This window comes from Blastococcus tunisiensis (genome assembly GCF_900112815.1).
Classification (GTDB): Bacteria; Actinomycetota; Actinomycetes; order Mycobacteriales; family Geodermatophilaceae; genus Blastococcus_B; species Blastococcus_B tunisiensis.
Map to the genome: position 1 here is coordinate 342949 of NZ_FOND01000003.1, position 22774 is coordinate 365722.

Sequence of the window (22774 nt, forward strand, 5' to 3'; positions counted from 1 at the left end):
GAAGCAGGACGTGGGCATCCACCACCGAAACGGGGCCGGCGAGTGACGCCGCCCTTCCGGCGTCGCGATCCGCAGCCGATCGCCCGGGGATGGGAACTGGCCGTCGCCGTGGCCGGCGGCGCCCTGATCGCTGTTGCGTTGGCGGCCCTGGTCGGTCTCGGACTCGCCTCGGCGTTGTGGGGCGGTGGCTGGGTGTGGCCGCAGGGCACCGAGACGATCACCCACGTCCTCGGCGGGCTGTTGGTCGGCAACCCCGGCCGCGGCCTGCCGCCCGACCAACTGCGTCAGGTCGCCGGGCCCATCCCGGTGTACACGTGTGTTGCCGCCGCCGAGCTCGTCCTGCTGACCACCGCGGCCATCACCGCAGTCCTGGTCGCCCGCCACCGGCGCCCGGGCGACGCCCGCGGCGGCATGGCCACCCGCAGGGAGGCCGAGCAAGCCCTCGGGTTGCGGCAGCTCCGCGCCGGGCGAGCGGTCATCCGCCCGGACCGCTACCCGGCCAGAGGCAGCCGGGGACGCCTTCATCGCCTCCTGTCCACAGGCGGCGACGCAATCCGCGGTCGTCTCCACAGATCTGTTCCGACGACCACTTCCCGATCGACCTCCCCAGCACCGTCGACCCAGGCACCACCCGTCCGCACTGTGAAGGAGAACCCTCGATGAGCTCGACCGACGACGGCATGAACTCCGATCTGCTCGCCGCCCGCGCCGAGGCCGCGGCACTGTTCGCCGCCGCTTCCCGCAACGACCAGGCCGGACCGACAGCGCAGCTGCACTGCCTCGCCGCCGCCACCGCCCTGCGCGCGCCCAGCGGACCAGTGCCCGCAACCACCGACGCCACCGACCCCGACCGGCTCGTTGAGCAGGCGCTGCGCATCCTCGGCAACCTGCCCGCTGACGACTTCGCACACCCCGACGTCCTCGCCGCCGCCCAGCACGGCCACCGAGCGCTGCGTGCGTCACGCTGATGGCCACGTCGCTCGGGCAGCTGCTCGACACCCTCGCCGACACAGCGCGGACCACGGACGACAGCGCGGCCGCGCGCGCTGATGCAGGCACCGCCTTGGGCCACCTGGGTCGGGCGCTGACCCACCTGCGCCACGACGGCGTCTCCCCATTCGCCGGCGATCGTCGCGAACAGCAGGTCGCCGCCCTGGCTGCCGCCTGCACAGAACTCGGCGTCCGCGCTCCAGCGACCGAGTCGGCGTTGACGCGGTTGGCGGCCGCCGCAGCCGACACCGTCGGCGTCCTGTACGACCACACCACCGTGACCAGCCGGTGGGCCGTCGCCACCGCCGTAGCCGAGACAGTGACGCCGCTGGCGCAGGTGATCGCCCACCGTCTGCCTGCCGGTCCGGCTACGCAGTGGCACACCGAGGTCGAGCGTCAGGCGGCCCTGGTCCAGCAGACAGCCGCGCGTCAACCGCCGACCCGCGCCGACGTCGCCATCCTCGACCGCCCCGTTCCAGGCCCCGCGGTCAGTGCGTCCGTCGACCCGGCACGCGTGGTCCCCGACGCCATCGGCGTCCTACTCCAGGCCACGGCCCGAGCCAACGATCCACCGTCGGTCACCGAGGTCCTGGCCTACACGATCGCCGCTCAGACACTCAGCTCCGCTGCGGAGCGCCTCGGCTCGGTCGACACACCACCCACAGGTCAGACGACGGCGGCCGACGCCTGGCGCGCCGTCCGAGCAGCCCTGCGTCCGTACGACGACGGTAGCCGCCGCTTCCACCAGCACACACCATCCGGCGTTACCGCGGCCGGTCGACTCCATGCCGTCCTCCGCTCTGCCCAACCTAACCCGGCCAACTGGACGGCGTCCCTGCGCGCATCGGTCACGTCCGCGGCTCAGCACCTGCCAACTCTTGCCACGCAGCTGCTGTACCGCACCGTCCGGTCCTGGGCGGACAACGGGTCCCTGATCGCCTACGCCCGGGACGTGCCGCCGCGCGAGGAGCGGGTGGCCGCGTACCTGCGCGGATATCAGCCCGGCGGGCTGGTCCGGGTCAACGCCACCGACCTGCAACCGGTCGCCGGCGCCCTGCACAACGCCCGGCTGCTCTCCCTCGCCGTCGCCGACCAGGCAGCCGATCCGGGCGCCCGCGCGACGGCCGGCTTCCCGCGCCGGGCGTGGGCCGCGAATCGGGCGCTGCTCGACGACCCGCAAACGCCGGTCGCGCTCAGCGTGGCCATTCAGCAGGCCACCCAGCAGCTGCAGGCGGCGCGAGCCCAGCGGTCCGGGCCCAGCCGGGCACGGTGAAGGGGAGTCGGATGTTCACGTCAGGGTTCGATCCGACCGACGTCGGCTGGCGGCTGGGCCGCTCCTCGCAGCCGCACGGGGTAGAGCTGTGGTGCGGCTACGACCGCACGACCGGCGTCTACGGCGAGCAGGGGTCCGGCAAGACCCTCGACCTGCTCGCTCCGGCCCTGTTCGCCCACCGGGGCGCCGGGCTGGCGACGCTGACCAAGGTCGACGACCTGCTGCTGACCGCCGGGCGTCGTCAACAACCCTCCGGCCCGGATGAGCCGCCGCGTCCGGTCGCGGTGCTCGATCCATTCGGCGCCGCACCGGGGTTGCCGGAGCTCGTGTGGGATCCGGTCGCCGGCTGCGTCGATCCTCGGATTGCCGAACGGCGAGCCAAGGCCTTCGCCGCCGGCACCGTCGCCGGCGCGGTCACCGGCGGCCGGCAGGACAACGCCGCCCGCTTCTATGCCGCGGAGACCGCCAAGGTGCTGCAGGGATTCCTGCACGCGGCGGCACTCACCGGCCGCACCCTGGAGCACGTCCTGGAGTGGGTCGCCAACCCGGTCGCCGCCGAGCAGCCCGCCGAGATTCTGCAGCAGCATCCGCACGCGGCCCGGTTCTGGGACGGGCTGCTGATCGGCGCCCTGCATGGCAGTCCGGACACCGTCGGCAACACGGTGACCACGGTCCAGCAAGCGATGGCGCTGTTCTTCCAACCGGACATCAGGGCGCGCTGCGTGCCGTCGCGCGGACGGTCGGCGACCGACCTGGCCGATCTCATCGCCCGGCACGGAACGGTGTATCTGCTCGGCCGGGAGGACCCCTACGCCTCGGCGGCGCCGCTGCTGACCGCGGTTGCCGAACACGTCCTCGACACCGCCTTGCACGTCGCCGCCACCTCGCCGCACGGGCGGCTGACCCCGTGCTTCCTGGCCTGTCTCGACGAACTGCCGTCCACCACGCCGCTGCCGACCCTGCGGGTGCGGATGGCAAACGAACGCGCGCTTGGTCTGTCGTTCATCTACGCCGCCCAGACCTGGAAGCAGATGGTCGTCTCCTACGGCGAGGACGAAGCCCGCTCGCTGTTCGGGCTCACCAACAACCTCGTCATCTTCGGCGGCGGCAAGGACGTCCACTTCTACCGGGAACTGTCCGATCTGCTCGACGACGTGCGGATCAGCCGGCGGACCGTGACCGAGGGGCCCGGCGGCATGGGCACGTCCCGCTCGGGTGAGGACGTACGGGTGCTGCGCCCCGGCGACATCCGTCGCATCCCCGAGCGGCACGCTCTCGTCGTCGCAGGCACCGCGCCGCCGATCATCGCCCGCTTGCGGCGCTGCCTGGACGGCAAGGACGGTCAGCAGCTCGCGACCGAGCTCGACGCCGCCCGTGCGCGTGTCAGCCGCGCCCGCCCCGAAACCGACGACGTCGAGCAGCGCACGGCTGCCGCGCTGGCCCACGCCCGCGATCACCGGCTCGGCCCGAGCCGGCACGTTGACCGGGCCGACCCGCCGGCCGCACCGCAGTCCGAGACGCGGTCCTGGTGATCGTCCTGCCGTTCCCACCGCCACCCCTGGCGGTGCTGCATGCGCTTGAACTTCTGGGGAACGCGCGTCGAGGCGACCGAGGGGGAGCGGCCCAAGCCGGCGCCGTGGCGGACCTGGAGCGCCCCTGGGAGCCGGCCGGCTGCACCGGGGAGCTGGGCGCAGCCGTCTGGAGCTGGTGTGACGACGTCGTCGCATGGATCAACCACGAGTACGCGTGGCGGCCCGCGCAGATGGTCCCGGCCTGCTGGCCCCACCACGCCCACATCGCCCGGGAGCTGCCCGTGCTGGCGGTGCTGCGGTGGGAAGCAGAGAACGCCACAGCTCCCCAGCTGATGGAGGAATGGAACCGCTACGCCTTCCCGATGTTCTACGACCGCATGGCCCAACGGCTCGGGGAGAGCTCCTGCCGCACCGGCCGGCACCAGGACTGGCCCGCCGAAAGCCGCTACACCGCCTTCCTGGACGCCTCCCGTTGATGACGAGGGCGTCCGCCAGCGGCTCACCGCGACGAGGCTGGCGGACAGAGGCCAGGAAAAGACGTAGCCCCGGCGACATGACCAGAGGTCAGCGGTCCACCGGGGCTTTCACGATCAGTCTACGCCAGGATGGGCCGTAATGACAACGCCGACGCCGGCCTTCCCGCCGGCCGGTCGCTGGGTGGAGGCCTGGCTGAGCGGCCCGCGATTCGCGGTCTACCTGGCCGCCACCGGCGCGGACCGGGACCGGGCGCTGGCGCTGTACGAGTGGAACGCCCAACTCAGCGCCGCGCTGATGCACGACCTGGCGCACGTGGAGGTCGGGCTGCGCAATGCCTACGACGTCGCCCTGTCCGCTCGCTGGCCCGGGCCTCCGCATTGGACGCTCACAGGAGACACGGTCTTCGCTCCGGTGTATCGCAAGCGGGGACGGCGCCGCGTCGACGTGAACAACAAGACCCGGGACAGCCTGCGCCACGCGATCGCCAACGCCGGCGGCCGGACCGCCCCGCCAGGCAAGATCGTCGCCGAGCTCATGTTCGGCTTCTGGCGCTACCTCAGCTCCGCGGCGCACGAGAAGACGCTGTGGGTGCCCGCGCTGCACCGCGCCTTCCCGCCGGGCACCGACCGCGCCGTCCATGTCGACGGCCCGGTCGGCCGCCTGCACGACCTGCGCAACCGCGTGGCCCACCACGAACCCTTGCTCACCACCGACGTCGCCGGCCGGCTGGCAGACCTGATCGGTCTCGCCGCGCGTCTCGATGCTCCCCTGGGACAGCATGTCCGGGCCAACAGCACGGTCTCCAAACTGCTGGCTGCCCGGCCGTAGCGTTGGCCGGGCACGGCCGACCCGCTCTGGCAGACACCCGCCGCGGACCCCCGGTGCGGCTCCGCCGCGACCTGCACCTCCTCTCTGGCGGGGGGACGCCGTCGAGCGGCTACGCCCGGAGCGCGCGGCGCTCAGGTCCTGTCGGTGGCCGCGGATAGTGTCGCTGCGCGTAGCTCAGTTGGGACTGATCGTGGCCCGTGGAGCTTCATCTGACGAGTGGCAAGGAAGGCGAGCGGCCGGCTGGTAGCCCCGCACTGAGCTTCTCACCTGCCTCGGAGATTAAGGTTATACGTACCGCAGCCACAGCGCAGGCTGTCTTCGTTTCCGGGTTGGCCCACGACGTACACCCATGATCCGCAGTCTGAATTGCTGCAGGTGAGGAGATTCAGGAACTGGCGGCTCGCTTCGAGGACAGGCATGAAGTCGGCTTTGCCCATGGCGGCCCAGTCGTTGTTGTGGACTAGCTTGTTAATCGCCCAGCTCTCGCCCTCCTGAGCGGGGATGACCTTGGCGCGCTCGTCCTTCAGCTCCTGCACACGCTGCTTGGCGGCGGCGTTGTTCCAGGAGTTTGCGGCGCCTGCGGCCTTCTTGAGTAGTTCGTTGTGCCGTCCCTTGACCGCGGCCAGCAACTCGCCGAGGTCGTAGTTAGCATCTCCTCGGAAGGCGACGCGTGCACCTGTTGCGTCAGCGATGTCTGCGGTTATGGCTTCCAGGTATCGACGGAGCTTGTGCGCCCCGCCGGGGACGTCGTCGTTGCCGAGGTCGGCGTCGATGCGGCTCCAGATATCGCCGCCTTGTTCGTAAACAGGACCGCCGTCAACGGTCCAGCCGTGAAAGCGGGCTTGCGACTTGCGGCCGATGAGACCGGACGACTGCATCTGACGCGCCCAGACCTCGTCGTGCGTTGTGATGATGAACTGCACCTCGGGGAAGGCTTCCTTGAGTAAGGTGCAGAACTGGCGACGGTGATTGCGGTCGACGGACATCACGACGTCGTCGAGGACGGCGAATCGGAAGTCTTGGCCAAGTAGTTGCTTCACGAGTGCCAGGTAGAGGCAGACACCCATGCCATCTTGGTGACCCTCGCTGTGATAGGCGGCCGGTGGGAACATTCCAATGCCGTAGAAGTCGACCGACAGGTCAAGCTTGCCTGCGCTGGGTTCTAGCTCTGCGTTGAACGACGACTCGTCGTCGGCGTTGATCTGTCGGTAGTAGCTGCCGAAGTTGTCTTGCACTGTTTTGTATAGCGTGGTTAACGCCTCGTCGGCGACGGCGCAATAGGTGTCATAGACCGTCTTGGCTGTGGTGTGCGCGGCCTGCGTCTTGGCGAGGCCTGCCCGGGCGAGGCGAACGCGCGTCCAGCGTTCCTGCGCGACCGTCAGGAAGGCCTGAGCTCTCGTGGTTGCACTCTGATCCGGTTTGGCGTCCAACCCGGCTCGAAGACTTGTGAGTCCGTGGGTGATCTCGGCCGGCACAGCCAGGGGCCCCGTGACTCGTTCTTGTTCATCGATGACGCCATCGACGGTGCTCAAGAGGGCTCCGAGATTGCTGAGGTCTTCGCTCCAGACTTGGAGGCGGTGAGGTAGTTCCTTGTCGCCGTCGCTCACGGCGTAAGGCCGAGCAGTGGTTGCCAACTCGCGAATTGATCTGATCGCCACGCGAACCGCGTCTGCAGCGTTCAGAATCCGGCGTTCCAGGTCGGCGGCAGCTTCGGACCTTGAGAGCTTTTCACGTAGGTGCGCCTTCAACACTTCGATGTCATTCCAGGATAAGTCACAGAGCGGGCAGGCAGCGTCGGTCACCAGGTCGAGGCCAGCCGCGACGAGGTTGCGATGACGCAGGGCGCTCCGAATGCTCGGATCAACTGCGAGCTCATCCAACAGGGGCTTTAGCTTCGCGACTGCGGACTGCAGCTCGGTCGGCTGAGCGAGAGCGTCGATGAGAGCCTGCACGTCACGGACGGCGGTGGCTTGAGCGAAGGCTGGCCCAGCCGCACCGTTGTCTGCGGTCGCCTCGAGCTCGGTATCGATGGTCACCGCTTCGAATGGTTTGAGGCCCAACGTCGCCCGCCGCTTGTTGATCTCTGCTGTCACCTCGGTGGTGAGCAGGCTGGAGAGGTCGAGGTGGCGTCGCATCGTCTCCTCAGCGCTTTTTAGCTCGGCGGCGGCGGTGTTGAATTCACCTGAGGACTTGTTTCGCGCCGTCATGAGCAGTTTGCGCGTCTGGTCAATCCGGTCCAGTTTGAGCAAAGCCTGAACCTCTTGCGCGCGCGTTCCGGGCTCCGTCACCACGTACTTGATGATCTCCCGCCGCGACAGGGTGAGTTCGGGATGCAGCCGCGCCCGCTCGACGGCAGCACGAAGCTCAGGCGTGTCGGGGGTAAGGGCGAACGAATTCGCCGTCTTCACGTTGCGCGTCAGGACCCCTGTCTGGCCGCTGGCCGTATCTCGAATAGTCAGCGCGACCTTGGCCGCGCTGGCGTTATCGCGCCGATGAACGTGTGGGCCGTGCTTCAATACGCTTACCAAGCCTGTTCCCGCGCCCGACAGTCGGGCGATGTTGCCCGTCAACGCAAAATCGATGGCGTCGACAACGCCGCTCTTGCCGGAGCCATTGGGCCCACAGATCATAAAGGGCTTACCGTCGAGCTCGAGAGCCAGTTCACGGATGCCCCGAAACTCTTCAATGTGTATAGCATTGACTTGGATCATGCCAAGGCATCCCCGCTACCGTTCGCGAACAGCTCCGCCAATTCTTCGGGCTTGGGTATCCTGCTCGCCGTAAGTCGCTCCCTGAGGCCCTCGACAACGCTGTCGCTGACTTCCTCCGAGGCCGCTATCCGCATGAGGAACGTTTCGAGGACATCTGTCTCAATGCCGGACATCTACCGACCTCCTGGAAGGGGCGCGCGGGGTGCTGCAAAGACGACGGTAGCTGCGGCTGCGGGATTTACGCGCGAGCGTCGATGTTCGCGCGTCATCAACCCCTCTGGCTGCCCATCCCGTGGCCGCGTGCCCGCGTGCCCGCGTGCCAGCGGGAGGCCCGGGTGGAACTTAGGGTGCCCGAGCCGCTCAGCCCAGCGCGGTCTCGCCGGAAGGAGTCGGCTCGGGAAGGGAGAAGAGTTCAGCGGCGGGGCGGCCGGTCTCCGACCGCATGTACTCGGCGAGCTCACGGCGGGCTGTCGCAACTTTTTTCATGCGCCGGTCCCATTCCGCCACAAGAGGCTCGTTGCTGATGCCAAGGACGACCTGTCGGATTCTCTGCCGGAAGCCGGTCGCGTCGGCTGTGCTGATCACCGCCATGACATGGCCGCAGCTGTCCAGCAAGCGGTTCGCGAGTCGAACTCCGTCGGCCGAGCCGTACGCCCACGTCCGCGACCAGGCGTCCACAAGGGCGCCGAAGTCGGTGTTGATCCAGTCTGTCAACGGCGGGCGAAGTCTGACCCCCTGGCGGCAGGCGGGTTCCTGCCGCCAGGGGGTCAGTTTTCAGGCGCCGTCGACACAGTCGTGGAGCTCCAGCGGATCCAGAGGTTTGCGCTGGCCAAGGTGACGGCGAGCCCTTCTGCGAGACCCGATCTGACCTTCAGGGCGGTCAGCATCGTGTGCACGCGCAGCGACAGCCCGACGCTGGCCACAAAAGATCGGCGTACGCCTTCTGCTCCCGGTCTTGCTCAGCTGCCTTGGCTGCCCGGCGGGTACTGAGCCACCACACCAGCAGCGAGCCCCAGAACAGCACCAGCGCACTCGAGACGGAACCGATGAGTGCGAACATCAGGAGCCTCTTCCACCCAGCCAGCGAAGCCGTCGTGCACCGCCTTGGTGGACGCCCCCAGGTACGGTACGGAATCGATCATCACCCCCGGGGGCAGGCGTGCCAGTCCACCGGGGGCCTGGCCTGTGATGCCTGCGCCGTGGAACCTGTGCCACGAGCTGCTTGCCCACGGTGTCACGACCGCTGGCGTGGCCCCGACCGAGCTGGGAGGCCAGGGCGGCGCACTGCGGATGCAGCCCGCTCAGCTTCCTGCACACTGTCGGCCAGCGTCTCCGCCTCTGTCTCCGCTGCGGACACCACGCGGACGGAGGGCCCCATCCCCGTGTCGGTGGCTGGCTCGGGCAGCCGGCCGGGCAGCACTGTCCGTGCCGACATTTGTGCATCCTCTGTCCGAGCCCGAGAGGCGTCGAAGACTTCGGATAGCGCGATGTCGGGCGCGATGCCGGTGTTGGCCACCACGTGGGTGAGGTGCGCCGGCCAGCTCGTCGGCGGGACAGCGGCGATGACCTCGGCGGCGCGGCGAGCGGCATGCACCCGGCCCTCGACGGTGTCCAGCCGGTCGGCGTAGACGGCGACGCGGGCGTCGATGAGCGCGCTGGCCAGGCTGGGGCACGCTGCGAGGGCCCGACGCAGAGCGGTGGCGCCGGATGTCTGCAGCAGCTCGGCGGGGTCCTTGCCGGTCGGGATGGCGAGGTGGCGGGGATCGTCACCACGGGCGGTGAGCTGCCAGAAGATGCGCTGGGCGGCCTGCTGTCCGGCCCGGTCGGCGTCCGTGGCGACGATGATCCCGGACCTTCCGTCGCCGAGGAATGGGCGTAGCGCCTCGGCCTGCGCATCGGTGAAGGCGGTGCCCAGTGGGGCGATGCCGATGTAGTCGCCGTCGCCGGCGAGCGTGACTGCCAGTGCGTCGAGGGGGCCCTCGACGATGACCGGTACGGCGCCGGCGGTCAGTTCAGCGGCTCCTTCGGTCACGCCGTACAGCTCGTGCCCCTTGATGAACAGCTCGGTCTCAGCGGTGTTGAGGTACTTGGGGACGGCGTGGTCCCCGTCCTGGTCGTGGTCGGGGTTGCGGCGGCCGATCCAGCCGTGGATCTCCTCGCCGTCGCGGATGGCGAATACCAGCCGGTTGCGGAAGCGGTCGATGACCCGACCGGTGGATGCGTAGCTGCCGAGGCCGGCGGCGATGATCTCCGCGTCGGTGGCGCCGAGGTGGCGCAGATGGCTGGTCAGCGCGGTCCAGCTGTCGGGGGCGTAGCCGATGGTGAACCGCTCGTCGTCGGCAAGGTCGGTGCCGAGCCGGTTGGCGAGGTAGGCCGGTGCCCAGGAGTCGCGGAAGTGGGCGGTGAAGAAGTCGGCGGCCTGCTGGTTGAGCTCCAGGAGACGGTCCCGGTCGACGCGAACTTCTTCTTCGTCAGCCCGGTCAGGTGCGGCTCGGCGACTCTCGTCGGCGGGCTGGCGGTCGCCTCCTGTCGAGGCGAGGTGCTCGGCAGCGGCCGGCTCGTCACCATCCAGCTCCTCATGGAGGAGTTCGGCGTCGTCGGGTTCTACAAGACTGGCCAGCCAGTCGTCGTCGGCAACTCCGTTGGTTGTGGGCAGGTGTTCAAGGATGGACGGCGACGTCGGTGCGTGGACGCGTCCGCCGGACGCCGGGTCGATGAGCACGCCGACGCGCCACACCAGGGCGGTGGCCAGCTCGTCTGGCCGCAGTTGGTCGTCGTCGGGATGACCGGCGCGCAGTAGGTCATGGGCCGTGGACAGCACCTGGTCGGTCTGCCAGCCGGCGTGGCGGGCAGAGGTGACGGCGGCAACCAGCGCGGGCCAAGCAGCGTCAGCGATCACCCGTTCGGCGGCTGCAGTGCCGAGGACATCGGCCAGGACGGGGGTCCAGTCCGGGCGCAGCGTTTCGGAGACGGAGGCGCCGGTGGCGGTCATCGCGGCGGGGGAGAGGTGCCGACACAGTCGCCACCACAGCGCGGCGGCGGGCTGCTCGTCCGGCAGGGGACGTTCGGCGGCGACGGCCCGGGTGAGCGCGGTGATGTCGATGCGGGCGCGGTCGGCGGCGGCGAGCCGTTCGGCCAGGACCGGCCAGTAGGGGTCGCCGGCGATGCGTGGGTCGATGCTGTCGACGAGCGGCGCCCAGCGCGCGGTGAGCGCGCGCCCGTCGCCGAGCAGCCGCGTGACGCGGTCGTCAAGCGCCCGCTGGGCCCGGGCGTCAGCGGCGCGCTGCAGCGCCGGGCCGGTGGGACGGCGGTCGGCGTCGTCAACGCCGTGGGCGGTGCGCCAGACGGCGAGATCGGCGACCAGCTGGGGATCGCGGTCGATGAGCGGAAGCGCCCACGCGGGAGCGCTGGTGGGGGTCCAGGCGCGTGCACGGGCGGCGACATCGACGGCCGGTGAGCTGACCTGGTCGGCGGAGTCGGCGAGGTAGGGGCCCCACTCGAGGTCGTCGCCGAGCGTCTTCGGAAGGCCAGGCAGCCACGGCAGGGGGCCGGTCCCGGGTGAGTGTCGCCCGGTGGGGTCGATACGCCAGTCCAGGACCGCAGCCACATCGCGGGCGTCGTCCAGACGTCGATCCGAGGCCAGGGCCTGCCGGAGGACATCGGAGGGATCACGACCGGAGACGGCGCACAGCGCCAGGTGTGCGCGCAGGACGGGGTAGGCCGCCTGCATGGTCAGGCCCGGCATCGCGGCGTCGGCGGCAGCGTCGATGGCCTCGAGCGCCCCCAGGCCCAGGCGCTCCTCCGCGGCGGTATTGAGCGCGTCGTAGTACTGATCTGCGGCGCAAGCGAGCAGAGCGGCGGGATCGGTCAGCTCGCGGGCCTGGCTGGTGGCCGAGGTCGGGGCGCCGTCGCGAGCCAGCGCACGAGTCAAGACGTCGACGGCGGTGGGCGGCAGCAGCGCGTCGCGGGTGATCACGCTGTGCGGATCGCCGTCGCCGGCGGTCGTGAGGAAGAGGTGGTTGGCGTGCCGGCCGCGGGTCAGGGCGACGTAGAGCAGTTGGCGGGACTCCTCGCCGGTTGCGACGGTGTAGCAAGTGTCGGCGGTGAGGCCTTGTGCGCCGTGCACGGTGGTGGCGTAACCCAGGCTGACGTGGTCGCTGACGTAGTCGGCGGGCAGGGTGAGGCGCCGTCCGGTGCGCTGGTGGACGACGTCGAGGGCGCCGGTGTCGTAAACGGCGGTGACCGTGAACCGGTCGCCGTTCTTGACCCAGTCGGTGGCGCTGATCGGGAGGGTGCGCTCGTTGCGGCGGGTGATGACCGCATCGCCGGCGGAGGCCTGTGAGGCGTCGGCGAGGGTGACCTGGGGTCCGACCGGCCCGTTCTGCTGGGCGAGGCGGTCGCGGCGGGCGCGGGTGTTCAGTTCGGCGACCAGCTCGCGCGTGGGCGCCAGCATGATGGCGTCGCGCCCGGCGGCCCGATCGGTCGACCAGGCGGCGTAGGCGTCGTCGGTGACCGTGGCCAGGTCGCCGACGTGCACCCGTCCGTGATCGATGTAGTAGGCAAGGGCGGCCGGGTCGCCGTCGCGCAGCGCCAGGGACGCGGCGCCCTCGGCGTGGTCAGGAGCGCCGGTGTCGGGGTCGGTGAAGCGCAGGACCTGCGAGAGGGTGACCGCACCGTGGGTGGTGACGATGTCGCGCAGCACTCCGCCGGCGCCGATCGCCGCCAGCTGCTGGTCATCGCCGATCAGCCGGACCGACCCACCGGCCTCGGTGACGAACGCGATCACCCGGGCCAGGTCGGAAGTGCTGGCCATGCCGGCTTCGTCGATGACCACGAGGCTGTCCGGGCCGATGCGCGTGACCCAAGGCGGGACGGCGTTGCCGGTGGCCAGTGCATGGACCAGCTTGGCGAGGGTGTCGGTGTCGGTGCTGACTTCCTCAGCCAGCACCGCCGCCGCGGCGGCCGAGGGAGCAAGGCCGACGACGTTCCCACCGTCGGCCCGCCATGCCGCGGACAGCGCACGCAGGGCGGTGGTCTTGCCGGTGCCTGCCGGGGCCAGTGCCAGTTGCACCCGGGTGCCGGAGGTGGCCAGCTCGCGGACCAGCTGCACCTGGCCGGGGTTGAGTTCGACCCGGTTGGCGGTGGACTCCAGCAGCGCGACGTCGACGGCCGCAGCCGGCACCGCGCGTCCATCGCGGCGTCCGGCCGCGGCGAGGATGGCGCGCTCGGCGGCGAGGATCTCGGTCGAGGTGTACAGCGTCGAGCCGGCCACGGTGTAGACGGAGCTGCCGTCCGAGCGGCGCAGCGCCGGGGGCTCGGTCACCGGCTCGCGGCTGCCCAACGGCGTCGACAGGGACAGCGCTCTCTCGACGACGGCGTCGATGGCTCCGTCGAGGTCGGTCAGCCGGATCGCGGCGGCGCGGGCCTGCCGTTCGGCCTCGGCGCGGACGTGGTTCACCTGCCAGGTCGCCCGAGAGTTCTGCACCGTCGACAGCACGTGCTGGGCTGTCTGGTCGACCCATCTGCGCGTCGGGCGCTTCGCCTCGGGTCCGCGGCGGGGGGCGAGTGCACCGCGGAGGTAGTCGCGCAGGCCGCTCTCCCCGCCCAGCACCGCCAGCGCCTCGGTGCGCCAGGCGGCGCGCTGCTCGGCGTTGGAGCGGGGCTGGTGCTTGCGCTGCCGGGTCTCCAGATTGGCCCGTTGCGCCAGGGACACGGCCTCTTTCGGCGTCGGCGGCCGCCCGTGGTCGGCCTGGAACTGCGCGGACAGCTCCGCGCGGCGGCTATCGATCGACGCCCGCCGCGACGACCAGAGGCTGGGCAGCTCGCCATCGACACCGACGATCTCGCGCACCGGGCGCTTGCTCGGGTCGGCGCCGGGGCGGTCGGCGAAGCGGACGCCGAGTCGCTCGGTGAGCAGGGCTTGCAGGCGGGTGTTGTACCGCTCGGAGGCGGTGACGTTGTTCTTGTAGAGCAGCCGACCGTCCAGCGCCAGCCACCGCCCGTCGCGGGTCTGCACCTTGTTGCTGACGGCCACGTGGGTGTGCAGATCCGGGTCGCCGGCCCGTGAGTCGCGGTGGGTGAACGCCGCCGCGATCAGCCCGCGTACCTCCACCTGCGCCACTCCGTTGCGGCCCGTGCGGGTGTAGGCGGCGTGGTCCTCCAACCAGGTCAGGGTGTCTGTCACCGCGTCGGCGTGCGCCCGCTCGATGACGGATGCGACCTCTGGCGGAGCGATCGCCCACAGCGTGGAGACGCTCTTGACCGGGCTGAACGTCAGGTCGTACCCGGCGATCGCGGTGGTGGCCTGGCGGGAAACGCGGGCCAAATGGCCGGACAACTCGCGGGCGTCGGCCGGCGGACGGCCGTAGGTCTCGGCGAACATCGCCGAGGCCAGCTCGGTGCGGATACGGGCTCGGTCCTCGGCCGGCACGGGTGTGTCGGCGGGCAGGCCGAGCCCGGTGTTGTGGTCGCGGAATGCCCCTGCCGAGCGGCGGTGGAACAGGTTGGCCTGCTCGTGAATGCGGTACGGCGCGCCCAGGCGGCTGGCCTGATCGACCTGCTGCGGGGTCTTGCCGGCCAGCTGCGCGTCGCGCTCGATCTGGTCGGCGTTCGGGTGTCGCCCCTCCCCGAACAGCGCGACCATCTGCGCCTCGGTGACCCGATCACCGACCGGAAAATCGGGCACGGCGGCAAGCCCGCGTCCCATCCAGACGCCCGGAGCTTCGCCCTTCTCGCTGTAGTAGTCGCCAAGGTTGTCGAACCCGCGGGTCGTGGCGTCATGCGCAGCCACCTGGCGGGTCAGATACGTGTATCCGTCCCCCGCGGTGAGCTTGTGCAGCGTCATCACGACCCGACAATCGCGAGCGCCTCTGCCACGGTCCGGCCCCGCGGAGCATCGGATAAGGGGCGGTCCGAGCCGTGATGAGCTCCTATGTGTCAACGCCGGCCGGGCGTAGCGTCTTGGCCGGCGGTGGGTGCGGTGGACTGGCCGCAGCGAAGAGCAGGTCAGGGACTGTGAGCCTGTCGCGCAGCTGGCTTCGGCCGTAAAGACGCGTCCCTTTTGCCGCTGCCGCACTCACCGTCCTGCGGCGGCCGGGGCGGGGGCTCTCCCGGCGGCCAGGTCTTCGTGCAGGGTCTTGTAGACGACGTCCGAGAGGCGTCGTTTCAGGCAGCGGATGGCCTCGCGGCCGCTCTTTCCTTCGGCGCGTTTGCGCTGGTAGTAGGCCCGGCCCTCGGTGTCGGCGCGGATCTGCGTGATCGCGATCGTGTAGAGCACCCGGTTGAGCTGACGGTTGCCCGACCGGTTGAGCCGATGCCGAGTGGTGCGCCCGGAGGAGGCGGGGATCGGAGCCGTGCCGTTGGCTGCGGCGAAAGCGTGCCGGGAGCGGTAGCGGCGGATGTCGGCGACCTCGCCCAGAATCGTTGCGGCGCTGACCGGTCCGAGGCCGTAGACGTCGGTCAGCCCGGTCTTGACCCGCTCGACCGCGGCGGAGATGAGGCCGGTGACCTCCTGGATTTCCGCCGTCAGCTGGGCCAGGCGAGTCAGCCGGCGGCGGGTCAGCTGCGCGCGGATGCTGTCGTCACCGGCGAGCAGATCCTTCGCGGCGCTGATGAACGTCGGGCCGGTCAGCCGCTTCACCTGGCGCTGGTAGCCCGGCCGCAGGCCGTGCAGCTCGGCGTGGGTGCGGCTGGCCAGCGCTGTGCGCTCGGCGACCAGCTGGGCGCGGTAGTCGGCCAGCGCCCGCAGGTCGGCGGCCTGGCCGACGGCCAGCCGCACCGGGGGTAGGCCAGGCTCGCGGGCGGTGAGCCGGGCGATGGCGACCGCATCGACCGGGTCGGTCTTGCCCGCCCCCGGTCGACCGGAGCGTTCCCGCGAGGTGAGGCTGGGCGGTACCTCGACCACGTCGATGCCGCCGGCGAGCACCAGCCGGACCGCGACGCCGCGGCCGTAGTTGCCCGAGCCCTCGATGCCCACCCGCCGCACCGTATGCCGCGTGAGCAGCTGCTCGAGGGCGTCGAAACCGGCCTCGGTGTTGGCCAGCTCGGTGACCACCACCGGCCGCCCGGCATCGTCGATGACCGCCAGGGCCAGGGTGTCCTTGTGTGTGTCGATGCCGGCGAGCACGCCGACTCCTTCCTCGTCGACTCCGCTCGCGAGGCACCGACGCCCCGGGCGCAGCGCATGCACTTGGTGGCTGTCGCAACCGGCGCTCCTATCAGGCGTCAACCGCCCGGGGCATCGGCGAACGTCACCGGCGGGCAGTCATTGCGAAAGCCATCCCGAACAGCAGCAGGCAGCATGAGGTGGAGCCTCGCCGGTGACGCCCGCGAGCGCCCCGCCAGGGGTGACGAGGCACGTCCATTACCGCAGATGCATGAGGTGTGTCAGGTCGGAGGGGTCGGGGTGACGCCGGCTCCGGTCGCCAGGCTGCTGGGGGTGACGCTCAGGCGGGGAGCCGTGTCATGAGGGCGTGTGACGATCCGGCGATCGGTCAGGTGAGCGAGCGGAGGAAGCGGTGGTCAGAACGGTGAGTCGGCAGGCGGCGGCGCTGACGAAGGCGCGGGAGCGACGACGGGCACTGGACGCCGCCCGCGATGAACAGGACCGCCGGGTCGAGGAGGCGACGGCCGAGGCGCTCGTGGCCCTGGAGGCGCGACGGGAGGCCGAGCAGGGGCTGCAGGCGGCGACGGCGACGCTCGCTGAGACGCTGCGCGCACTCCTGGCCGAGGATGTCTCGGCCGAGCGGGCGGCCGCGCTGCTCGAACTGGACACTGCCGAGATCCGGCGGCTGACGAAGACGGCGGACCGGCCATCGCCCGCCGCCGCGAAGCCGGTCGCGACGGGAAGTTCCTGACGGCCGCAGCCGGAGCCGGAGCGCACCGAGTGACGCAGGGGCTGCTGAGGTGACTCGAGCGGTGCTACCGGGCGGTCGGGGACTCGCAAGCCGCCACCGGGCGCCCTGGAGCAACCAGGTGCGGCGTCAGCGAGGTCGAGGACTGCGACGCACCGGTGGTGATGAACCCGCACCCGGTGCGAAGATGCGCCGGTGGGGCCTTTCTCCGGCGATCGGCTGCGGCGGGCCCGGCTCGCCGCTGGGCTGACCCGCGAAGATCTCGCCCAGCGGGCCGGCGTGCGCTCGGCCGACCGCATCCGGGACTGGGAGCGGGGCGCGCATGCACCGCAGGCGCGGTACGTGCCGCCGCTGGCGGCCGCCCTCGGCGTTGGCCCGGTTCTTCTGTACGACGTCGACCCGGCTCGGCCTCCGCTGCGGGTACTGCGATTGGCCCGCGGCCTGTCCCTGCAGCAGCTGGCTGAGCGGGCGGGTATGCCGATCATGACTTGCCAGCGCATCGAGCAGGGCCGAGGCCACCGGCACGACCTTACGGCGCTAAACCGGCTATCCCGCATTCTCGGCGCCCCTGTTGGCTAGTCGATCCCTTGTGCGACCCTCCCCGCTGACTGAAGGACCGGCAGTGGCCGGCCGGCCACCCGGGAGTCCGCCGGACGGATCTGCTGCACCCGCCGGCCACGCTGCGGCGGGGCGCACCAGCGCCCGGCCAGCTGTCTGCATGACGGCGAGATGGTCGGGGCCCTTTCGTGGAGGGACAGACGTCGCTCCCAGGGCCCGACTGGTCCCGTCGGGGCCCGGACTTGATGCGTCCGGCTCAGCGGTGGGCGCAGGGAACGGTGGCGCCGAGGCGGCCCTCGCACGGGCAGTAACCGGGCCGGTCAGGTCGGCTCTTGGCTGGGCTCGGGGTGACAGCGGACGGCGAGCATGGCGATGTCGTCGTCGGTTCGGCCCGTCACAATCTGGGAGAGCACCTGGCCGCAGAGTTCCTCGAGGGGAAGGTGGCCGACCTCCTCGAGCACCCGGATGAGTTCAGCGATGCCCTCGTCGATGCCGCTGCGCCCGTGTTCGACGATCCCGTCGGTGTAGAGGACGACCGTGTCATCGGGGTGCAGCTCGCGCTCGTGGTCGGTCCGGCGGCTGACGATCTCGGATCCGAGCAGTCGCTCCGCGGGACTGTCCAACAACTCCACCTGATGGTCGGAGCGGAGCAGTAGCGGTGGCAGGTGCCCGGCCGATGACCACCGCAGGGTGCGTCGGCCTCGGCGGGCTTGTTCGGGCGTCTGTTCCAGGCGGGCGACCAGCGCGGTGGCCAGGGTGCCGACGTGCAGGCCACTGAGGGCTCCGTCGACGCGGGTCAGGATTTGTGCGGGCCCTTCGGGGCGGTCGAAGGCGATGCCGCGCAAGATGCTGCGGATCTGGCCCATCGCCGCGGCGGCGTCGACGTTGTGGCCGACCACGTCACCGATGACCAGCAGGGTGGCGCCGTCGGGCTGGTGGAAGGCGTCGTACCAGTCTCCGCCGACCTGCATGTGGCTGTCCGCCGGCTGGTAGCGGACGGCGATCTGCAGGTGGTCGGGCTGCGGTGGTGGGGTGAGCAGGCTGTGCTGCAGGGTCTCGGCGACCTTGAGCTGGCGGCTGTAGAGCCGGGCGTTGTCCAGCGCCAGCGACGCGCGGCGGGCGACCTCGACGGCGGTAGCGATCTCTATCTCGGTATGCGCCGGCCGGTCGCCGGTGTTCATAAGCGCCAGCGCGCCGATGGTCCCCGTGCGGGCCCGCAGCGGGACGATCGTGCACGAGGTGGTGTCCAGTCGCCGCCACGCCGTCCGTACCTCCTCGGTGCCCAGGGACGGGTCGACCAGTTCCGGGTCGATGGTGGGTAGCTGCACCGGCTCGCCGGTGAGCAGCGCGGTCAGCAGCGGCGAGTCGTCGCCGGTGCCACGGACCCGCCGGGTCAGGTAGGTGTCCAGGTCGGCGCGGCCGGCCGGGTTGCGGTGCGCCCGGGCTTCTTCCCCGGTGGGCCGGCCGTCCTCGCCCAGCATCGCCACGAGCGCCCAGTCGCACAGCTGCGGCACCACCAGCTCGGCGAGCTGGGCGGCGGACTGGCCGGTGTCGAGGGTGCTGGTCAGCGCCTCGCTGACCTCAGCGAGGAAGCGCAGTCGATCCCGGTCGATGTCGTCATCGTTCTCGGCCTCGTCGGCGGGGCCGGTGTGGTCGGTGTCGACCGGCCGTTCGGTGAGCTGGGCGTTGCGCTGCCGGAAGTACAGCTGCAGCAGGTCACCGGCGACGACGGCGGTGGCCGACAGCCATCGGCCGGCCGGGGCGTAGTAGCCCTGCCAGGAGACGGCGGTGCCGGTGCGGCGGGCGTGCAGGAGGAAACTGTGGAATATCGTGCCACCGAGCTCGGGCAGCGCGATCCAGATGTTGCGATCGATCAGCGCGGCCGGGCTGCGCTGCAGCAGTCGGGCGCCGGCAGGGTTGACGTAGCGGATGGTCCAGTCGTCGTCAAAGACGGCGAACCCATCGGGTGCGGCCTCGACGGCGGCGGTCAGCGGTGCCAGGCCGAGCCGGGCTGCAGCCGACCCACTCACCACGACTCCTGAATTGTTGTTCATCCCACCACCGAGGATCGAAGGGACAGTACGCCGGTTCCGTCGTCCGCCGGTTGAGGTGACTGCGGCAACCTTGCGGCTGTAGTGGCGACCGGAGGACCTGCCCGCCCCATCTGGGCCCCGCTCGGCCATCTCGGAAATGCGGCATGTGAAGGCAGCCGCCGGCCACGACGGCGTCCGATTTCAGCCCAGCGGTCGGTCGGCGCGTGCAAGCGCGAAGCCGGTGGCCGGCGTCCCTGGCATGCAGCAGGGAACGGTGGTTGGAGGATCGCGCCGCCGAGCCGGTCTTGGTGCAGAACCGTGCAGTCCCGCACCAAGACCACGACGCCCTCGGAGAGCACGCCGAGCGCATCGACCAGCACGGTTCGGGACGGCTCACGACGGTTACCGTCCACCCGCTCACGGGCCAACAGGCCGACCGCTGAGGGGGGTTGTCGCCGCGACAGCGGCCCTCCCGACATGTCACGCCCCTGCGAGGTCATCAGCGACACCAACGACACTCCTCACCCACGGGTGACGACAGTTCGCCTCAACAGTCACACCCATCCCATCTGACCCAGGCGGCGCAGAGCGGCCAGACGCAATCGCACGTCGTGATCGAGTAGTGGGGTGGCGGAGGGCGCCTCATCGGGCGGCGAGTAACGTCCGGGCCGCTACGGGTTCCGGCGCGCGCGGCAGGACATGATCAACGAGCCGCTCGTCGCCGCGGCCCCGACGTCCGGTCGAAACGTGGTTCGCGACCAACCCCTGGTCAGAAGGGCGAGCGTGCACCAGACCCTCTGGCCAAAGTCGCCTCCGCCCACCGTCCGGTCTGCGGTCGCCAAGACCCAGCGCTGGCCCCTCTCCACGCCAGGGGAGATCACCTGGCTCCGCATGCACCTGCGCGATCACATCCTTCCGTCCACCGGTCAAGCCCAGACCCACGAGGACGATCTCGACCGCCTGCTTCTCGCCTTTGAGGAACTCGCCTCCAACGGTCTCCGCCACGGCCGCGCCCCCGTCGCGATAGCCCTGCACATGACGGCTGAGGGCTGGCTCATCGACGTAGTCGATGCCGCGACCGACCGAGGGCCCATCCCCGCCGTCGACCGCGATCCGGCCCACGGCGGCCTCGGGCTGCACCTGGTTGCGCGGCTCTGCGCCGCCCACGGCTGGTTCATCGACACGCAAGGCAAGCATGTCTGGGCCTACATCGTCCGGCGTTCCCCTTAGAGGCCACGTCTCCGCCGACAATGGCGAACCGGCCAAATCTAATGAACGCGTCCAGGACCGACCGCTGTAGGCGCACGTACTTGCCGAGCTTGATGTAGGAGATGCGGCGCTCGGCGATGAGGCGGCGGATGATCCGCTCGCCCTGGCTGGGGGTGGAGCAATTCGTCGGGCGCTGCCGCCGGGGACGCCGAAGGGCCCGGGTCCCGGGGTGGTTCCACACAATGACGGACAGACGCAGGTCGGGGGCTGTCCAAGGGGGCTGCTGAGGGTCGCCGGGGCGTTGCTGGAGCGATTGGCCGCACGGCAGACCGCTGACACCTTAGTGCAATAGGTCCAGACGAACTTACGCCCGGCGGCCGCCTTCTCCGCACTCCTCGAAGCAATGCGCGGGACAACCTCACGCGCGGGCGGGCGCAATCAATGATACTTCCAGTCGAGCGTCACTATCCGACATTCGTCGATGCATCCGGTCTGGCATGTGCATGAATGCAGTACCCGACGGCTGAGGACGACTCCCCCTAGAGAGGGAAAATTGTTTGCGCGCCCCATGTGACGACCGTTCTTGGTCGATAAGTCGAATGAACCGATTTTGAGTTCCGGATGGAGCGCGAAGACGGTCGAGTTGAGACGGAGTTAAGATGAACGCTGGACCCGCGGGAGGCGGTACCTCCACGTTGAGCACTCGCCTGATTTTGCGGATTGTGGCGGAGGAGGGCGGCGAGCAGGCGGTTGACCAGGTGCTCGACCGGGCTGGGCTACTTGCGGAGAAGGCGCACCTGCAGAGCGCTCATGGTCGGGTGCCGTACTCCGTGATGCTCCAGCTCTTCGACGCGGTCGCCCGTGAGCTTGATGACCCGCGCTTCGGGCTGAAACTGGGGGCAGTCGCCCTGGAGGATCCTGCGCTGGGACCCGTTCGGGCGTTGACGCGGGTGTTCGGCTCGCCTGCTGCCGTGTTTCGGCATGTATCACGGGTGTCGACCCGGCTGGACAGCGCGGCGGTTACCCGCTGTGTGGCTGCGCGGGCCGGGGAGGCGGAGCTGGCATGGCGCGTCCTGCCACCGCGGCGACCCACCCGTCTGGACTGTGACTACAGCATCGGCATGATCGAGCAGGTCCCTGTGCTCTTCGGTCTGCCGCCGGCGCGCGTCGCGCAGAAGGCTTGCCAGGTGGATGGCGCACCCGAGTGCGAATACACGGTGACCTGGCGGGAGCATCGTGCCGGAGGATTGTGGCGTCGTTGGCGTGGGCTGTCGGTGGCTGCCGCGAGTCGCCAGGACGCCATCTCGCACGCCGAGGAGCGGCTACGCGGGCTCCGTTCGGCTGCAAGGGACTTGGTCAGCGGTGGCTCCCTGGAGGAGACGTTGGACCGGGTCGCCGAGCGTGCCGATGGTGCCGTCCACGCCCGCGGGCACCTGCTCGATCTCCAGTTGCCGAAAGGCGTGCGCCATGTGCGGTCCCGCGGTCTCGACCAAACAGTGCTGGAAATCCTCAGGGAAAGGCCGCTGGAGCCAGGAATCCGATCCGTCGAAGGCGCGGAGGTCCTGGCAGTGGAGGTGGCTTCGGCGACCCGTCACTATGGAGTTCTGGCTGCGGTGGCCAGCCCTGGGCAGGCGTTCTTTCCGGAGGACGAGGGCCTCCTCGCGGCATACGCCCAGCACGCGGCGGTCGGCATCGAGAACTCGGTGCTGCTGACTGAGGTTCGAGAGCAGGAGGAGACCGCTCGGCTGCTCCTCACGGTCGCCCGCTCACTGGCTGGGCGCCGCACGGTCAGCGCGGTCGCGCAGTCGGTGGCCGAGGCCGTCCCGGTGCTGTCCGGCGCTGACCGCTCCGCAGTCGCGCTGTGGGAACCCGGTGTGGGCAGGATCTGGGTACCGGGGTCGAGCGGATGGCCGGCGGACCTCGCGGAGCGGCTGGCGCAGTACGTGGCCACCCCTGAGGAGAGCCCCGAACTGCGCGAGATGGTGGCAGTGGCGTCCACCAGAGTGGTGTTTGACCGGCCCGGTGAGGGGCGTTGACGTAGACGTGTAGGCGGCCACCGCGTGATCTTCTTGGAGACCTTCCACAGTCCTTCAGGAGAGCCACGCGATGACCGCTCCGAGCAGTATCGACCCTGCCCACTTCCTGCACGAGCAGCTGGCCCAGGCCTCACCGGACCTGCTGCGCCAGATGCTCACGACCTTCATCGACACGCTGATGAGTGCCGAGGCTGACGCGGTCTGCGGCGCCGATTACGGGGCCCGCAGCAGCGAGCGGATCAACGTCCGCAACGGCTACCGGCCCCGGGAGTTCG

17 protein-coding genes are annotated in these 22774 nt (G+C 70.3%); 11 read left to right on the plus strand and 6 right to left on the minus strand.

All coding sequences use genetic code 11. The annotated features are described in order from the left end of the window. Positions 1–42 precede the first annotated feature (42 nt). The 6 genes from BM142_RS06125 (at position 43) to BM142_RS06150 (ending at position 5100) form a co-directional block, all read left to right on the plus strand. The gene (locus tag BM142_RS06125; protein ID WP_254790584.1) at positions 43–663 is read left to right on the plus strand and encodes a conjugal transfer protein; all 621 of its coding nucleotides are present in this window, start codon (positions 43–45) and stop codon (positions 661–663) included. Further along, entirely contained in the window at positions 660–968 is a 309-nt protein-coding gene (locus BM142_RS06130; protein WP_092195856.1) for a hypothetical protein, read from the plus strand. Before BM142_RS06125 ends, BM142_RS06130 begins: the two co-directional genes overlap by 4 nt. Continuing rightward, positions 968–2263 carry a hypothetical protein gene (locus BM142_RS06135; protein WP_092195857.1) on the plus strand — a complete coding sequence of 432 codons (1296 nt, stop codon included), beginning with the start codon at positions 968–970 and terminating at the stop codon, positions 2261–2263. Before BM142_RS06130 ends, BM142_RS06135 begins: the two co-directional genes overlap by 1 nt. An 11-nt stretch (positions 2264–2274) precedes the next feature. Then, positions 2275–3795 (plus strand): type IV secretory system conjugative DNA transfer family protein, encoded by a 1521-nt coding sequence (locus BM142_RS06140; RefSeq protein ID WP_092195858.1) that lies wholly within the window; start codon positions 2275–2277, stop codon positions 3793–3795. Between the two features lie 104 nt (positions 3796–3899). Beyond that, positions 3900–4271 carry a hypothetical protein gene (locus BM142_RS06145; protein ID WP_254790586.1) on the plus strand — a complete coding sequence of 124 codons (372 nt, stop codon included), beginning with the start codon at positions 3900–3902 and terminating at the stop codon, positions 4269–4271. Between the two features lie 139 nt (positions 4272–4410). After that, on the plus strand, positions 4411–5100 hold the full coding sequence (locus tag BM142_RS06150) for an Abi family protein (protein ID WP_254790587.1): 690 nt from the start codon (positions 4411–4413) through the stop codon (positions 5098–5100). Positions 5101–5363: 263 nt separating this feature from the next. Here BM142_RS06150 and BM142_RS06155 read toward each other — a convergent pair whose 3' ends face one another. The 5 genes from BM142_RS06155 to BM142_RS06170 form a co-directional block, all read right to left on the minus strand. Continuing rightward, positions 5364–7811, minus strand: coding sequence for an ATP-binding protein (locus tag BM142_RS06155; RefSeq protein WP_092195860.1), 2448 nt, complete (start codon positions 7809–7811; stop codon positions 5364–5366). Then, a complete protein-coding gene (locus tag BM142_RS24395; RefSeq protein ID WP_175527123.1) occupies positions 7808–7984 on the minus strand; it encodes a hypothetical protein in 177 nt (58 codons plus the stop codon). The genes BM142_RS06155 and BM142_RS24395 overlap by 4 nt, the downstream gene beginning before the upstream one ends. 187 nt (positions 7985–8171) lie before the next feature. Further along, positions 8172–8525, minus strand: coding sequence for a hypothetical protein (locus BM142_RS06160; protein ID WP_139228781.1), 354 nt, complete (start codon positions 8523–8525; stop codon positions 8172–8174). Positions 8526–9045: 520 nt separating this feature from the next. After that, positions 9046–14655 (minus strand): MobF family relaxase, encoded by a 5610-nt coding sequence (mobF, locus tag BM142_RS06165; protein ID WP_254790589.1) that lies wholly within the window; start codon positions 14653–14655, stop codon positions 9046–9048. A gap of 231 nt (positions 14656–14886) precedes the next feature. Further along, positions 14887–15936, minus strand: coding sequence for an IS110 family RNA-guided transposase (locus tag BM142_RS06170; RefSeq protein ID WP_092195863.1), 1050 nt, complete (start codon positions 15934–15936; stop codon positions 14887–14889). A 403-nt stretch (positions 15937–16339) separates the two neighbouring features. Here BM142_RS06170 and BM142_RS06175 point away from each other — a divergent pair, with 403 nt between their 5' ends. Both BM142_RS06175 and BM142_RS06180 read left to right on the plus strand, forming a co-directional pair. Further along, the gene (locus BM142_RS06175; RefSeq protein WP_092195864.1) at positions 16340–16666 is read left to right on the plus strand and encodes a hypothetical protein; all 327 of its coding nucleotides are present in this window, start codon (positions 16340–16342) and stop codon (positions 16664–16666) included. Between the two features lie 192 nt (positions 16667–16858). Beyond that, a complete protein-coding gene (locus BM142_RS06180; protein WP_092195865.1) occupies positions 16859–17242 on the plus strand; it encodes a helix-turn-helix domain-containing protein in 384 nt (127 codons plus the stop codon). A gap of 299 nt (positions 17243–17541) precedes the next feature. On the opposite strand, the gene BM142_RS06185 is transcribed toward BM142_RS06180, so the two are convergent. Further along, positions 17542–19251, minus strand: coding sequence for a PP2C family protein-serine/threonine phosphatase (locus tag BM142_RS06185; RefSeq protein WP_092195866.1), 1710 nt, complete (start codon positions 19249–19251; stop codon positions 17542–17544). 702 nt (positions 19252–19953) lie between these two features. Between BM142_RS06185 and BM142_RS25115 the strand changes: the two genes are divergently transcribed. The 3 genes from BM142_RS25115 to BM142_RS06210 form a co-directional block, all read left to right on the plus strand. Continuing rightward, complete coding sequence (locus BM142_RS25115; RefSeq protein WP_254790590.1) at positions 19954–20484, plus strand: ATP-binding protein; 531 nt, start codon at positions 19954–19956, stop codon at positions 20482–20484. A gap of 674 nt (positions 20485–21158) precedes the next feature. After that, positions 21159–22499: an AraC family transcriptional regulator ligand-binding domain-containing protein gene (locus BM142_RS06205; RefSeq protein ID WP_175527125.1), complete on the plus strand. Its 1341-nt coding sequence runs from the start codon at positions 21159–21161 to the stop codon at positions 22497–22499. Positions 22500–22569: 70 nt separating this feature from the next. Further along, positions 22570–22774: transposase (locus tag BM142_RS06210; RefSeq protein ID WP_175527126.1), on the plus strand; the 205-nt coding region annotated here is incomplete at its 3' end.

Coding starts and splice junctions, on each gene's coding strand:
- BM142_RS06150 (WP_254790587.1), top strand. CDS start 4,411: ATGACAACGCCGACGCCGGCCTTCCCGCCGGCCGGTCGCTGGGTGGAG.
- BM142_RS06155 (WP_092195860.1), bottom strand. CDS start 7,811: ATGATCCAAGTCAATGCTATACACATTGAAGAGTTTCGGGGCATCCGT.
- BM142_RS06135 (WP_092195857.1), top strand. CDS start 968: ATGGCCACGTCGCTCGGGCAGCTGCTCGACACCCTCGCCGACACAGCG.
- BM142_RS25115 (WP_254790590.1), top strand. CDS start 19,954: ATGATCAACGAGCCGCTCGTCGCCGCGGCCCCGACGTCCGGTCGAAAC.
- BM142_RS06140 (WP_092195858.1), top strand. CDS start 2,275: ATGTTCACGTCAGGGTTCGATCCGACCGACGTCGGCTGGCGGCTGGGC.
- BM142_RS24395 (WP_175527123.1), bottom strand. CDS start 7,984: ATGTCCGGCATTGAGACAGATGTCCTCGAAACGTTCCTCATGCGGATA.
- BM142_RS06130 (WP_092195856.1), top strand. CDS start 660: ATGAGCTCGACCGACGACGGCATGAACTCCGATCTGCTCGCCGCCCGC.
- mobF (WP_254790589.1), bottom strand. CDS start 14,655: ATGACGCTGCACAAGCTCACCGCGGGGGACGGATACACGTATCTGACC.